Consider the following 14,115-nt stretch of genomic DNA (forward strand, 5'->3'; position numbering starts at 1 on the left):
AAGGAACAGAGATGAAGCGCATGCTCGTCGGCCTGGCCGCCACCGCGGTTGTGGTGACGGGAACCGCCGCCGCCCTGTCCATGGGCGGCAAGAGCGACACGGCCGCCGCTTCGCCGCCACCACAGGCCACGGCGGACATCGTCCGGGGTGGCCTGACCGACACGACCTCGCTCTCCGGCAAGATCACCTTCACCGGAGAGCAGGCCGTGCGCGGTCACATCGCCGGGACGATCACGGCGGTGGCCGCCCCTGGCCGGGTCCTGCGTCAGGGTCAGGCGCTCTATCGCGTGGACCGCAAGCCCGTCGTGCTGATGTACGGCAAGCTGCCGCTCTACCGGCCGCTCCGCCAGGGCGTCAAGGACGGGCCCGACGTCCGCCAGCTGGAGAAGGCGCTGAAAGCGCTCGGCCACGGCAAGGACGTCACCATCGACGACCGGTTCTCGTGGGCCACCGCTCGTGCCGTACGGGCATGGCAGAAGCGCGCCGGCCTCCCGCAGACCGGAGTCGTGGACGCCGAGCAGGTCGTGTTCCTGCCATCGAAGATCAGAATCGCGAAGGCGGACGTGGCAGTCGGCGACAGCGTCTCACCCGGCCGCCAGGTGTTCACGGTGACCGGCACCGATCGCCTCGTCCACCTCGACCTCGACGTCGCCGACCTTGCGCTGGCCAGGAAGGGCGCCATGGTGAAGGTGGAGCTGCCCGGCGGCGGCACGGTCGCCGGGAAGTTGGTCACGGTCGGTGCGGTGGCCACGTCGCGCGAGGGCGACGCCACCATCGACGTCGGCGTCCGGCTCGCCAGGATCAAGAGTGGGCTCGCTGACCAGACGCCCGTCACCGTGCTGCTGGAGAGCATCAGCAGGCGCAACGTCCTGAGCGTCCCCGTCGAGGCGCTGCTGGCCACCGCCGACGGCGGTTATGGAGTGGAGATCGGTGGCCGCGTGGTCCCGGTCAAGACCGGTGCGTACGGCGGAGGGCGTGTCGAGATCTTCGGCCCTGGGCTGGAACCGGGCATGAAGGTCGGGGTGCCGGCCACATGATCATTGAGGTCGAGAACGTCAGGAAACGCCACAACGACACTGTCGAAGCGCTGCGTGGCGTGAACCTGAAGGTCGCCGAGGGAGAGTTGCTGGCCATCATCGGCCCGTCCGGATCGGGCAAGTCGACGCTGCTCAACCTCCTGGGCACCCTGGATCGCCCCACATCCGGCACCGTCCGCGTCGCCGGGCACGACGTCAGCACGCTGACCGATCGTCAGCTGTCCGCCCTGCGCGCGCTGCACCTGGGCTTCGTTTTTCAGCAGTTTCACCTGGCCGCTGGGATCCCGATCCTCGACAACGTCGCTGACGGCCTCCTCTACGCGGGACGTCCACTGGCCGAACGCCGCGAACGCGCCCGGGCGGCGCTGGAACGCGTCGGCCTCGCTCACCGGCTGGACCACCGTCCGCACCAGCTGTCCGGCGGCGAACAGCAGCGCGTGGCCATCGCCCGAGCCGTCGTCGGCGACCCGCCGCTGCTGCTCGCCGACGAACCCACCGGCAACCTCGACTCCGCCTCGGGCCGGCAGGTGCTCGCCATCCTGCGCGAGCTGCACACTGCGGGCACCACCATCGTCATGATCACTCACGACATGGACATCGCTCAGTGGTGCCCGAGACGGGTCCGCATCCAGGACGGCAGCATCGGGGAGGACGCATGACCTCGCTCGCACCCGCCCGCCTGCGGCCACGCGACGTGGCCAGGGTCGGCGCCGCGGGCCTGCGGGCCAGAACATCGCGCGTGGTGATGTCCGCGCTCGGCATCGCCATCGGCATCGCGACGATGATCTCGGTGATCGGCATCTCGGCGTCCGGCCAGGAGCAGCTGTTGCGTCAGCTCGATCAGCTCGGCACCAACCTGCTGCGGGTGGAACCCGGCAAGGCGCTCATGGGCGACCCGGTCAAGCTGCATCCGGACGCCGCGCTCATGGTCCGCAGGATCTCCGGCGTCACCGACGCCAGTGTCACCGGCACCGTGGACGCGAGCGTCCGCAGGACCGACCGTATCCCCAAGGAGGACACCGGCGGGCTGACCGTCCAGGCCACCTCCCTGGACCTGCTGAGCACACTCGATGGACACATGGGCGCCGGACGCTGGTTCGACGAGGCGATCGCCCGTCAGCCCGCCGTCGTCCTCGGCTCGGTCGCCGCCCAGCGGCTCGGCGTCGGCCGTACCGGAGTGCAGGTGTGGGTGGGCGACCGGTGGTTCGCCGTGACCGGGATCCTCGCCTCGATGCCGCTCGCCCCGGAGATCGACCGTGCCGCGCTGATCGGATTCCCGGTCGCGCAGGAGCGGCTCGGATTCGACGGTCACCCCACCACCGTGTACGAGCGGTCGAGCGAGGAATCGGTGGAGCAGGTCGCAGGCATGCTCGCGCGGACGGTCAGCCCGGAGCGACCGTACGAGATCGCGGTCTCCCGCCCGTCGGACGCGCTGGTCGCCCGCGCGGCCGCTGCGGGCACCTTCACCAACCTCCTGCTCGGACTCGGCGCAGTCGCACTGCTCGTCGGCGGCGTGGGCGTGGCCAACACGATGGTGATCTCGGTGCTGGAGCGCCGCAAAGAGATCGGGCTACGTCGCGCGCTGGGCGCCACACGCGGGCAGATCAGAATCCAGTTCCTGACAGAGTCGCTGCTGCTGTCGGCGCTCGGCGGAGTGGCAGGGCTCGCGCTCGGCGGACTGGTGACCACCGGGTACGCGCTGTGGCAGGGCTGGCCACCCACGGTGCCCGCGTGGGTGCTGGCCGGCGCCTTCGCCGCCACGCTGGCCGTCGGCGCGATCGCCGGGATCTACCCGGCGATCAGGGCCTCCCACCTGCCTCCCACAGTGGCCCTGGCATCCAGCTGACACCATGACCGGCAGACCTTGGTACGTCGGGCAGGCGAGCCGTCACTCGACGTGGATGCGGGTCACTGCCGCCGGTGAAGCAGGCCGACGCCCAGTCGGGTGATCTGATGGATGACCATGTTGGCGTGCCGGGTGCTGGTGACGAGCCCGGCCCGCTGGAGCACCTGGGCGTGCGCGCTGGCCGATGACAGCGAGGCGCCGGTCCTGCGGGCGAGTTCGCTGGTGGTGCAGCCGGTGGTGGCGGCGATGCAGCGCAGGACGCGGGCCCGGGTGGCGCCGAGCAGGTCGGGCAGCGCGTCGTCGGGATCGGGGTCGGGTGTCTCGTGCGGGATCGGGAACACCAGGACGGGCGGCAGGCTGACATCGGCCATCGCGACCGGCGTGAACCGCCCGAAGTAGGAGGGGATGAGCGTCAGGCCGCGTCCTTGCAGGTGGATCTCGTACCGGCCGGGGGCGTAGTCGGCCTCCAGCACTGGGGGCCGCCACCGCATCGACGGCCCGAGGCTCGCGAGCATCGCCTCCACGCCCTGGTCGGTGAGCAGGCGGGTCAGTCTGGCGCGCTCACGTCCCAGGGTGTCCTCCATGTCGGTACGGCGGGAGCCGAAGGCGACCTGGCAGTACCGCTCGCTCAACCGGGCCAGGCCGCGGATGGACCGGCGGTTGCCGCGGGCCAGGTCGTCCAGCGTCGCGGGCACCGGCGCGTGCCGGCGCAACTGGTCGACCTCGTGCCGCACCCGCGCCGACGGTGTGTCTGTCAGGACGTCCAAGCCCTGCCGGAACCCGTTCATCGATTCGTACGGGGTCAGGAAGTCGGGGAAGTACGCCCCGAGCGGCACCAGCTGCACCAGCTGCTCCCGTACCGGTTTGAGCAACCCGGCCTCGGCCAGGTCGGCGCGGGCCTGCCGCCGCCAGCCGGACAGCGCGCGCACCCCGCCCGGCCGCTGCAGTATGTGCAGGCTCAGCGCCATTTCCCACATCATGTCCGCCCGGCCGGCGATGCGCACGCGGGCCAGGTCCTCACCGGTGAAGACGATCCGCAAGGTCCCCTTGCTCATGATCCAATTTTCGCCCGTCAAGATCACAGTCAGATCAAAGTCTGATCGATAGTGCCGTTGACCTGCGTGTTCCCACTCAGGGCGGAATTCCTGGGCCGATTCCGGACGGGAAGCGGTTCTTCGTCATCGTCAACAACGGAAACTACGGCCCCGGTCGCGACCACGTGCACTTCGCGTCCGCCCAGATCAGGAACATGTACTGGGGCGGCGAGTGCTGGAGCACGCCTCGGCCGCTACGTCCGCCTCGGTGAGGAGACCTCCGCCCGCGCGAAGGGGGGCGCCGTAGTACTCGCGGAAGATCGGGCGGATATGGCCCGATAGGCTCCTGCGCCGGGGATCTTCGGACTCTGGCAGGAGGCGGCCGGTTGTGCCAACTGCCACGAGAGTGGGCATTACCGCTGGATGTCAGCGACTCCGCCGCTATGCGCGATGGTGGAGCTTGTTGACGATCCTGCGATCCGCACTCTTCGAATCGGAAACGATCTGTCCTGGAATTCGTTCCATGACAGGTGTTTCGGAAAAGGGTTACCGGGACGAGTTGCGAAACGTAACATCCCGAGGATGGAAATCAGAGGCGATCAGCACTGCAGCGGGCTCGCCATGGCGTGGCGCGCTACGCAGGCTGACCCTCGCGACATCCGGAGGGACGATGAGCGACCCCATCTGCTCCATGTGCCAACGACCGTACGACCCCGAGTTCATGACAGGGCTGCCCTGTCGCGTCTTCAGCTACGAGGACGTCGTGACTCCGGGCTGCCCGGCACAGCAGCACATGATGGCGAAGCTGAATGAACAGGCCCGCGGAACCCCGTCGACGGGGGGATGTCTCATGCTCATCCTGGCGCTGCCCCTGCTGTTGATGCTGAGGTGCGGGCGGTCGGCGAGCAGGGTGTTGAGCTTGATGAGCCCTTCACGGTGTAGGCCACCCGGCCCTTGAGCGCTGACCTTCGCACGAGAACGATCGTGCGAGGGCGGCCCCAGGGCAGAGGTGACAGGCGGCCGGTTGCGAACGCCTCCGCAACCGGCACCGCGCCGAACCAAGTGCCCCCGCTGCCTCCAGGCCCCTCCGGCCGGTGGTCTTCGCGTCGGACTCAACGGCTTGTCAGGAGACCGTCACCGGCGTGTCCCGCAGGGTGACGTTGGCGTGGCTCTCCTGGAAGCTCTGGTCCGACACGAGGGTCAACCTGGCCGTGGACCGGAACTCCGCCAGGGTGGTGGAGCCGCAGGAGACCATCGCGGTCCTGAGTTTGGCGACGGTAAGGGCGAGCCCTTCGCTGAGGTCACCGGCGTAGGGGACGTACCCGTCCACGCCTTCCTCGAAGACCAGCCCCTGGCCTCCCTGGCCGTAGCGCTGCCAGTTGCGGGCCCGGTTCGAGCCCTCGCCCCAGTACTCCTTGACGAAGCCGTCACGGGTGGGCAACTTCGCGCCGGCCGCCTGGTCGAAGCGTGCGAAGTAACGCCCCATCATGACGAAGTCGGCCCCCATCGCCAGTGCCAGGGCGACGTGGTAGTCGTGCACCAGCCCGCCGTCGGAGCAGATCGGCACGTACTCGCCGGTGCGTTCGCGGAAGGCGTCCCGGGCCGCGGCGACGTCCAGCACGGCGCTGGCCTGGCCGCGGCCGATGCCCTTCTGGTCACGGGTGATGCAGATGGAGCCGCCACCCACCCCGATCTTGACGAAGTCCGCTCCCGCCTCGGCGAGAAAGGTGAACGCCTCGCCGTCGACCACGTTGCCGCCGCCGACCGGGACCTCCGGATAGTGCTTCTTCACCCAGGACAGAGCCTGCGCCTGCCAGTCGCTGTAGCCGTCGGAGGAGTCGAGGCACAACGCGTCCACGCCCGCCTCCAGCAGGGCCGGGACGCGCTCCTGATAGTCGTGGGTGTTGATGCCCGCGCCCACGCGCAGCCGCTTGGCGGCGTCCACGAGCTGGTTCGGGAAGCGCTTGTTGTCCGCGTAGTCGGAACGGAACACCAGATGCTGCAGGTGACCCTCGGCGTCCAGCACCGGGAGGCAGTCCAGCCGTTCGTCCCACAGCCGCGCGTTGGCCTCCGACAGCGTGATGTCGGGCCCGGCATGGGCCAGGTCGGCGATGGCGGTCATCCGGCCGCTGACCGGTCCGTCCAGATCATGACGCTGGGGATGGAAGTCACGGGAGGTCACCAGGCCGAGCAGCCGGCCGGTGGCGGTCCCGTCGTGGGTGACCGCTGCGGTGCTGTGCCCGGTGTGGCGCATGACGTCGACCAGGACGCTCAGGCTGTCGTCGGGGCGTACGTTGGTGTCGCTGGTGACGAACCCGGCCTTGAAGTTCTTCACCTTGCGGACCGCCGCGGCCTGGTCCGCGATGGGCTGGTTGTGGTGCAGGAAGCTGAGACCACCGTCGCGCGCGAGCGCGATCGCGAGATCAGGTGTGCCGACGGCCTGCATGATCGCGGACGTGAACGGGGACTGCAGCTCGATCGCCGACTCCTCGCCCGCGATGTGCCGCGCCAAGGGCGTGCGCAGGTCAACCGTCGCAGCCGAGCAGTCGGTGCGAGTCCGGTTCGGCAAGAGCAGAAACTCGTTGAACGTCCGTGAGACCTCGGTGATGATCTGTGCCACTCGTTCCTCCTGACCCGTCGGCCGGGGCCCGGCTGCCCCGCCGTGAGGATCGCCCCCGCATCCGAGGCCCTGGGCAGGCAGAGATCAGCCAGGCAGCCGTGGAGGTGCCACCGACCGCGGAAGAGCCCTGACCGGCCCGTTGATCGAACGGGGTGCGGTCGTGACCAGGCACCATATCGATGAACTCGGCCAACGCACCAATCGTGGCCGTCACCCCGGGGACTGCTGAAGGTGCTCGGCCCGGCCGTGTGGTGCGCGCGGATCGCTGCCGAAGGGTTCCTCGGCGCCGATGTCGCTCGCCTTGCCATCGAGGCGGGCTCGATCTAGGCGGGGACCCAGGATCGCGTCGGCACCGTCGCGGCCAGCTCGAACCATTCGCCGTCCCGGGCCAGGTCCAGCCGCCCGTCCAGCTCGGCCAGGCGCGTGGTCAGGTTGCCCATCCCGGCCGAGCCGCGGCGGATCGGCTTGGCCTGCGCGCCGTCGTTGCGTACGGCCATTCGTACTTCGCCGTCGTGCGCGTTCGTGCTGATCGCGCAGTGGCGGGCGGAGCTGTGCCGCAGCACGTTGGTGACCGCCTCGCGCAGCACGGCGCCGAGCGTGGTCTCCACCTCGGTACCGAGCATGCCGTGACCGAGTTCCAGCGTGACCTCGATACCCGCGGCCGCCAGCACCGAACGCGCCGAGTCCGCCTCGCCCGCCAGCGACAACCTCCCCCGCTCGCCGGAGACGGTTCGCAGGTCGCTCATGGCCTGCTCGGTCATGGCCAGCACGTCGTCCAGTTCGGCGCGGGCGCGTTCGGGTTCCAGTCGCCTGGCCAGCTCGCTCTTGAGCAGGATCGCCGCCAGCGTGTGCCCGAGCAGGTCGTGCAGGTCACGCGCGGCCCGCAGCCGCTCCTCCACCACCACCGACCTGGCCAGCCCGTCTCTGGCCGCGCTCAGCTCCCGGTCCAGCCGCGCCAGCGTGAACAGCCCGTAGATGACCAGCCCCGTCACGAGCGTACTGACCGTGTAGTTCACCACCAGCGGGTACGGCAGGCCGATCACCAGCCCGGTGACCCCCACCACCGCCATGACGGCGGCCACCAGCGGCACCGCCGCTCTCAGCCGCAGGGCCAGCAGCAGCGGCCCGGTCAGGAACCCGGTCGTCACCAGCCAGGCCTGCTCGAACACCGGAATCGGGGCTAGCGTCAGCACGCCCATGACGATCAGTGCGATCGGATGCCTGCCCTCGATCGAGCGCAGGTGGATGACAATGATGACGACCAGCAGAGGAAGGGGCCACCACGAGCCGGCCAGCAGCAACGCCTTGGCCGAGAACCCGACCAGCACCGCCGCGAGCACCGCCGTCGACAGCTTGCTGGACAGAGCGGGCGGGTCCGGCAGCGTGGTGCCGGGCAGCGCCACCTCCACGAGGACCTGGGCGTTGTCGTCGACGCCGGTGGTGAGCGTGCCACCGGCCGCCGCGACCTGGGCGGGGAGATCGGCCAGGAATTCGTCCGTGGCGCTGGGGGTGCCGTCGTGGGCGATGCTCAGCCGTACGGTGCCGTCTTCTGTGGCGGACTCGATCACGCAGCGGGAGGCGGCGCGGCGCCGGACGATCTCGGTCACGGCCTCGCGCAGGACGGTGGCCAGCAGCGCGCCGGCCGGGCCGAGCGGTTCCGTGTGCCGTATCCGTACGTCGGTGGCGATTCCCGCGGCGATCAGCATGCCCTTGGCGGTGGTGAGTTCGGGGGCCAGCGACATCGCGCGGTAGCCGACGGCGGCGGCTCTGGCCTCGCTCAGCGAGTGCCGGGCCGATTCGACGTCAGGCGTGCCCTTCCGGGCGCTGGCCGCGATCGTGTCGAGCGCGGCGCCGAGGCTCTTGTTGAGTTCCGCCGCGATGCGGAGTTGTTCCTCGGCCGCCGCGGTCATCGCCAGCGACAGACGAGCGGCGGTCACTTCCTGGATCCGGTCCAGCATCGTGGCCAGGCCGTAGACGATCAGGGCGATCAGGACCATGCTGATCACCGGGTCGGCCGGTCCCAGCAGCAGCGCGCTGCCCGTCACCACGAGGGCGAGCGGCCAGGACCTGGTCAGCAGCAGCGAGCCGGCGACGAAGCCGAGGATGCCGACCGAAGTGTCGAACACGAACACGGAACCGTAGGCGGCGGCGGCCTGCAGCGCGATCAACCACCAGGATCGGCGCCGGATGAAGAGCACCTGTAAGCCGAGTACCGCCAGGGCCAGGGGTGACCCGGCTATCGCGTAGACACCTGCTAACCCGGCCAGCACCAGAAGGACGGTCCACTTTGCCCACGTTTGCACCCACGTAGCCTACGAGCGCCGCAGGACCGCCGTTGCTGCCGCCACCACCGCGAGAAGCCCACCGACTTGCCCGGCTCCCCCGAGATCCACCCCGTCGCCCCTGAGCGGCCGGGAGAAGACCGGACACTTACGCGAGCGACCATACGGAGTTGACGTCGCCGCGGCGCGGTCTCGGCCGGATCGTCGGCGGTGGCGGGCCGGGCGGCCTGCCACCGATGCCGGGCGGCGGCGGGTTCGGCGGTCAGGCCGGGCCGTTGCGCATGTTCAACGAGGTCGTGGGCGGGCAGATCAGCTGGCTGCTGCCGCTCGCGCTGCTGATCGTGGTGGCCGCCGCCCTGTTCGCCGCGTCGGCCATGCGCCGGAGGGTTGCCGTCGTGCCGGCCGTGCGCGGCGGGTGGCTGCTGTGGGGCGGCTGGCTGCTGGTCAACGCCGTCGTCTTCAGCTTCGCCTCCGGCATCTTTCACTCCTACTACACCACGATGCTGGCGCCCGCCATCGGCGCGCTGGTCGGCGCGGGAACGGTGGAGCTGTCCCGCCACCGCCGAGGCCGCGTGGCCGCTGCCGGGGCGGTGGTGGTCAGCGCGGCCTGGGCCTGGGCGCTGATCTCGCGCGACACGTCATGGCACGGCTGGCTGCGCTACGCGGTGCTCGCCGCCGCCATCACGGCGATCGCCCTCCTTCTCGCCGGAACGCGCACCGCCCGTACGAGGTCGGTCGTGGCGGTGGCAGTGCTCGTCCCCGCGTTGCTGGCACCAGGGACGTGGTCACTCGCCCACGCCTTCGGCCCGCCGGACGCCACCGGCGTCAACCCCGCCGCAGGCCCGTCGAGCGGGTTCGGCGGCCGGATGCCCCCCGCGGGCAGGCGGGACGGCTCCGGCGACGGGCCACCCGGCCCACCTCCCGTAGCGGGCGGCCCGATGGGGGGGCGCCGAACTCACCGCCGGGCAACGCAGGATCCTCGACTACGCCGTCGCCCACTCCGGCGGGGCCCGCATCAAGCTCGCGATCAACACCCCCGCCATGGGTGCCGCCGCGTACATCATGAGCAGCGATGAGACGGTGATCGGCATGGGTGGCTTCATGGGGGCCGATCCCGCGCCGAGCGCCGCGCGACTCGACCGCTGGGTCAGGGCGGGCGAGCTGCGCTACGTCCTGAGCGGCTCCGGCCCGGAGCCGCTGATGCCAGGTGGGCGAGGGGCCGCCCAAGCCCGTACCGCCTGGATCAGCGGCACCTGCACGGCGGTGCCCGCCGCCGAGTACGGCGGCACCACGCCGAGCGGCACCTCGGCCCGGTCACCGTTCGGCGGCGCACAGACGCTGTACCGATGTGGCACGTGAGCCGGACGTCCCACCTGCCCATGCAGGCAGGAGGGCGGCCTCGGCCCCGGGTCGCCGCGGGCGCAGCTCACACGCTTTTCTCACCATGTGCAGGTAGAACGATGTGGTGAACGAACAACTCGCCGCGAAAGTGCTGGTGGTCGACGACGAGCCGAACATCCGCGAGCTGCTGTCGGAGGCTCTGGAGCTGAACGGCTTCGCCGTGCGGACGGCCGCGGACGGCCGTCAGGCGTTGCGGGAGGTGGCCCGGGAGCGGCCGGACATCATCGTGCTGGACGTGATGATGCCCGGCATGGACGGGTTCGCGGTCGCGCGCAGGATCCGCGAGGCCGGTGACAGCCCTCTGGTGCTCTTCCTGACCGCCAGGGACGCGGTGCCCGACCGGATCGCGGGGCTGACCGCCGGCGGCGACGACTACGTGACCAAGCCCTTCAGCCTGGAGGAGGTGGTGCTGCGGCTGCGGGCCATCATGCGCAGGATGCGTCCGGCGGACGAACAGGTCGACGACGGCGTGCTCCGGTACGCGGATCTGGAGCTCGATGCGGAGGCCCACACGGTGCGGCGGGCCGGACGGCCCATTCACCTGTCACCGACCGAGTTCAGCCTGCTGCGATACCTGATGATCAACGCCGAGCGGGTGGTCAGCAAGGCGCAGATCCTCGACCGCGTCTGGGACTTCGACTTCGGCGGGGAGAGCAGGATCGTCGAGTCCTACATCAGCTACCTGCGGCGGAAGATCGACGCCGAGGGGCCGCCGCTGATCCACACCCTGCGCGGCGTGGGCTACCGATTGCAGAGCACGTCGTGAGGGTGGCACGCCGTCCGTGGCCGCTGCGGCTGCGCCTGCTGGTCGCCCTGCTCGGCTTGTCGGCGGCGGGGCTGGCCGTCTTCGCGATCGCCGGCACCGTGATGCTGGAGCAGTCGCTGCTCTCGCGCGTGGACGCGCAGCTCGCCGAGTTCTCCGCGACCACCTCCGCCCGCCGGCCGCCGATCGGACCTCCGCCGCCGCCCGGGAGCGTCCAGTTGCCGACCCAGTTCCGGATCGCCGTCTACGACCCCTCGGGGCGATTGGCCCGCGTGATTCCCACGGACGCGACGGGCGGCCCGCAGGTCCCGGCCGAGGCGATCTCGTCCGTGCCGTACCGGCCGTTCACCGTGCAGGACCGGAGCGGGCGGGAGGACTGGCGCGTCCTGCTCAGGGAACTGCCGAACGGCGAGCGCATCGCCCTGTCGATGTCGCTGGAGGCCAACCGCGCCACCGTGCAGCAGTTGCTGGTCATCGAGGCCGCCGCGGGAACGCTGGTGCTCGTGCTGCTGGGCGCCGTGGCCTGGGCGGTCGTACGGCTGGGCCTGCGCCCGCTCACCCGCGTCGAACGCACGGCGCGGGCGATCTCCGCCGGCGACCTCGACCGAAGGGTCGCCGACACCGATCCGCGTACCGAGATCGGGCGGCTCGGCCAGACGCTCAACACGATGCTGGAACGACTGTCCACCGCCCTGCGCGCCCGCCAGCAGTCGGAACAGCGGCTACGCCATTTCGTCGCCGACGCCTCCCATGAACTGCGCACGCCGCTGACCTCGATCCGCGGCTTCGCCGAGCTCTACCACCATGGCCAGGGCGCCCGGGACGCGGTGGCCGAGCGGCTGCTGCGCAGGATCGAGGCCGAGGCCGAACGCATGGGCGTCCTGGTGGAGGACATGCTGCTGCTGGCCCGGCTGGACCAGGAGCCCACCCTGGAACCCACCGTCGTGGACCTGCACGTGCTGGCCGGGGACGTCGTCCACGCCGCCCAGGCCCGCGACCGCGAGCGGCCGATCCGGCTGGTCGTCTCCGAGGAGCCGGTGTTCGTGCTGGGCGACGAACACCGGCTGCACCAGGTCATCGCCAACCTGGTCGGCAACGCCATGCGGCACACTGCTCCGGACGCGGAGATCCGGGTCGAGGTCGCCCCCCGCGCCGTCGCCGGGGTCCCCTCTCCCGGGGTCGTGCACGCCGGCGGCGGGCCCGCCGCGCACACCAGGGCCGCGCTGGTCGAGGTGCGCGACGAAGGGCAGGGCATCGAGGCCGGCCATCTGCCACACGTGTTCGACCGCTTCTACCGGGCCGACCCCGGCCGCTCCCGCGACAGCGGCGGAACGGGGCTGGGCCTGGCCATCGCCGCGGCGCTCGTGCAGGCGCACGACGGCCGGATCGAGGTGACCAGCGTCCCGGGCCGCGGTACCACCTTCCGCGTACTGCTGCCACTTGAGCAGCATCGCGAGGACTGAACAGCTCCGGCCGTTCACCTTCTCGTCAGGCACGGTTCACACATTATTCCCAGCTTCGTGCTGTCAGATGTGTGCTGACGAAAGGAGGGACTTTGCTGAAAAGGTTCCGCAAACCAGCCGTCTCCGCAGCCAAGAGCGCCGATCAGCCGCCGTCCGAGGTGGGCGGCGACCAGGGCCACCGGCTGCGGGCCCCCAGCAAGCTGCACGCCTTCAACCGCTACGAGATCAAGTACCTCGTGGACACGTCGGAGGCGGTCGCGCTGCGGGAGGAGATCGAGCAGCGGCTCGATCGCGACCATCACAGCGGAGACGCGGGCTACGGCATCTGGAGCGTCTACTACGACACCCGGCAGCTGCGCTTCTACTGGGAGAAGATCGAGGGGCTGAAGTTCCGCAGGAAGCTGCGGGTGCGCCACTACGGCGACCGCTTCTCCGTGGACGGCACCACGCCGGTGTTCGTCGAGATCAAGCAGCGGGTCAACCGGGTCACCCAGAAGCGGCGGGTGTCCCTCCCGTACGCCGACGCGCTGCGCCTGTGCGACGGACGGCAGATGGTCGAGCACGACCCTTCCCAGCGCGCCTTCCTGGAAGAGGTGCTCGACCTGGTGCTCCGCCTGGACCTGCGGCCCGTCGCCATGACCGGCTACCAGCGGCACGCCTACCTCGGCCGCGACGCCGACGTGGGCCTGCGGGTGACGTTCGACCAGCGCATCCGCGGCCGTGACCGGGACTTCCACCTCGGCGCCGACGCCGAGAACCGGCTCATCGTCCCGGCCGGCAAGTCGATCGTGGAGGTCAAGGCCAACGAGCGGGTGCCGTACTGGCTGACCGACCTGACCGCCAAGCGGAACCTGCAAGTGGTGCGGGTCTCCAAGTACTGCCAGAGCGTCGAGGCCCACGGGCTGGCGCCGCGCTCGATCTTCCACGTTCCCGACCACGACCTCGAGCCCGGCCCCGACCGGTCTACCGTTCTCTCGGAGGCATGACCCCCATGGACTTCTCCTTCCAGGACCTGTCCGGCACGTTCAGCGTGGCCGACATCGCGATCGCGATGGCCCTGTCGTTCGTGCTCAGCGCCATGATCGGCTGGGTGTACCGGGCCACGCACCGCAACGTCTCCTACAGCCAGTCCTACGTCCAGACGCTGGTCATCCTGGGCATGCTGATCTCGCTGATCATGCTGGTCGTCGGCTCCAACATCGCCCGCGCCTTCGCCCTGGTCGGCGCCCTGTCGGTGGTGCGGTTCCGCAACGCCATCAAAGAGACCCGCGACGTCGGGTTCATCTTCCTGGTGATGGGCGTCGGCATGGCCGTCGGCACCCGCTTCTACCTGCTGGGCATCGTCGCCGCCGTCGCCATCTCGCTGATCATCATGGTCATGCACCGGTTCAACTGGTTCCAGCTCAACGTGCGACGCCAGGTCGTCAAGGTCCAGGTCCCCTCGGACGAGGACTTCACGGCCTCGATCCAGGACGTGCTCGTCCGGCACACCGACGAGTTCGAGCTGGTCAGCATGGAGTCGATCAGGGCGGGGGCGCTCACCGAGCTCATGTACACGGTCAAGATCAAGAAGGGGAGCGAGCCGGGCGACCTGATCACCGCCCTGCGCGAGCGCAACCACGGCCAGTCGGTCACCGTCCTGACCGGATACGACCAGACCGACCTGTAG

At 70.2% G+C, this 14,115-nt stretch carries 12 protein-coding genes; 9 read left to right on the forward strand and 3 right to left on the reverse strand.

All coding sequences use genetic code 11. The annotated features are described in order from the left end of the window. Window positions 1-11: 11 nt before the first annotated feature. From IEZ27_RS39030 to IEZ27_RS39040, 3 genes are read left to right on the forward strand one after another with little or no spacing between them, the layout of a single operon-like run. Window positions 12-1,037, forward strand: coding sequence for an efflux RND transporter periplasmic adaptor subunit (locus IEZ27_RS39030; protein ID WP_229824746.1), 1,026 nt, complete (start codon window positions 12-14; stop codon window positions 1,035-1,037). Then, window positions 1,034-1,696, forward strand: coding sequence for an ABC transporter ATP-binding protein (locus tag IEZ27_RS39035; protein WP_189651871.1), 663 nt, complete (start codon window positions 1,034-1,036; stop codon window positions 1,694-1,696). The genes IEZ27_RS39030 and IEZ27_RS39035 overlap by 4 nt, the downstream gene beginning before the upstream one ends. Further along, window positions 1,693-2,883: an ABC transporter permease gene (locus IEZ27_RS39040; RefSeq protein WP_189651872.1), complete on the forward strand. Its 1,191-nt coding sequence runs from the start codon at window positions 1,693-1,695 to the stop codon at window positions 2,881-2,883. Before IEZ27_RS39035 ends, IEZ27_RS39040 begins: the two co-directional genes overlap by 4 nt. A 62-nt stretch (window positions 2,884-2,945) precedes the next feature. Here the strand turns inward: IEZ27_RS39040 and IEZ27_RS39045 are convergent, their stop codons facing one another. The 3 genes from IEZ27_RS39045 to IEZ27_RS39055 form a co-directional block, all read right to left on the reverse strand. Next, a complete protein-coding gene (locus tag IEZ27_RS39045; RefSeq protein WP_189651873.1) occupies window positions 2,946-3,938 on the reverse strand; it encodes a helix-turn-helix domain-containing protein in 993 nt (330 codons plus the stop codon). Between the two features lie 1,102 nt (window positions 3,939-5,040). After that, on the reverse strand, window positions 5,041-6,537 hold the full coding sequence (locus IEZ27_RS39050; protein WP_189651874.1) for an IMP dehydrogenase: 1,497 nt from the start codon (window positions 6,535-6,537) through the stop codon (window positions 5,041-5,043). 323 nt (window positions 6,538-6,860) lie between these two features. After that, window positions 6,861-8,840, reverse strand: a complete 1,980-nt coding sequence (locus tag IEZ27_RS39055; protein WP_229824747.1) for a sensor histidine kinase — start codon at window positions 8,838-8,840, stop codon at window positions 6,861-6,863. Window positions 8,841-8,989: 149 nt separating this feature from the next. Here IEZ27_RS39055 and IEZ27_RS39060 point away from each other — a divergent pair, with 149 nt between their 5' ends. The 6 genes from IEZ27_RS39060 to IEZ27_RS39085 all read left to right on the forward strand — a co-directional run bounded on the left by IEZ27_RS39060 (window position 8,990) and on the right by IEZ27_RS39085 (window position 14,115). Beyond that, window positions 8,990-9,895 (forward strand): hypothetical protein, encoded by a 906-nt coding sequence (locus IEZ27_RS39060; protein ID WP_189651875.1) that lies wholly within the window; start codon window positions 8,990-8,992, stop codon window positions 9,893-9,895. Beyond that, window positions 9,846-10,178 (forward strand): mannosyltransferase YkcB-related protein, encoded by a 333-nt coding sequence (locus tag IEZ27_RS39065; protein ID WP_446686194.1) that lies wholly within the window; start codon window positions 9,846-9,848, stop codon window positions 10,176-10,178. Before IEZ27_RS39060 ends, IEZ27_RS39065 begins: the two co-directional genes overlap by 50 nt. Before the next feature lie 106 nt (window positions 10,179-10,284). Continuing rightward, entirely contained in the window at window positions 10,285-10,986 is a 702-nt protein-coding gene (locus tag IEZ27_RS39070) for a response regulator transcription factor (RefSeq protein WP_189651877.1), read from the forward strand. Continuing rightward, on the forward strand, window positions 10,983-12,446 hold the full coding sequence (locus IEZ27_RS39075) for a sensor histidine kinase (protein WP_229824748.1): 1,464 nt from the start codon (window positions 10,983-10,985) through the stop codon (window positions 12,444-12,446). The genes IEZ27_RS39070 and IEZ27_RS39075 overlap by 4 nt, the downstream gene beginning before the upstream one ends. 92 nt (window positions 12,447-12,538) lie before the next feature. Continuing rightward, a complete protein-coding gene (locus IEZ27_RS39080) occupies window positions 12,539-13,432 on the forward strand; it encodes a polyphosphate polymerase domain-containing protein (RefSeq protein ID WP_189651878.1) in 894 nt (297 codons plus the stop codon). Beyond that, window positions 13,429-14,115 carry a DUF4956 domain-containing protein gene (locus tag IEZ27_RS39085; protein ID WP_229824749.1) on the forward strand — a complete coding sequence of 229 codons (687 nt, stop codon included), beginning with the start codon at window positions 13,429-13,431 and terminating at the stop codon, window positions 14,113-14,115. Before IEZ27_RS39080 ends, IEZ27_RS39085 begins: the two co-directional genes overlap by 4 nt.

Source organism: Nonomuraea spiralis, from assembly GCF_014648435.1.
Lineage (GTDB): Bacteria > Actinomycetota > Actinomycetes > Streptosporangiales > Streptosporangiaceae > Nonomuraea > Nonomuraea spiralis.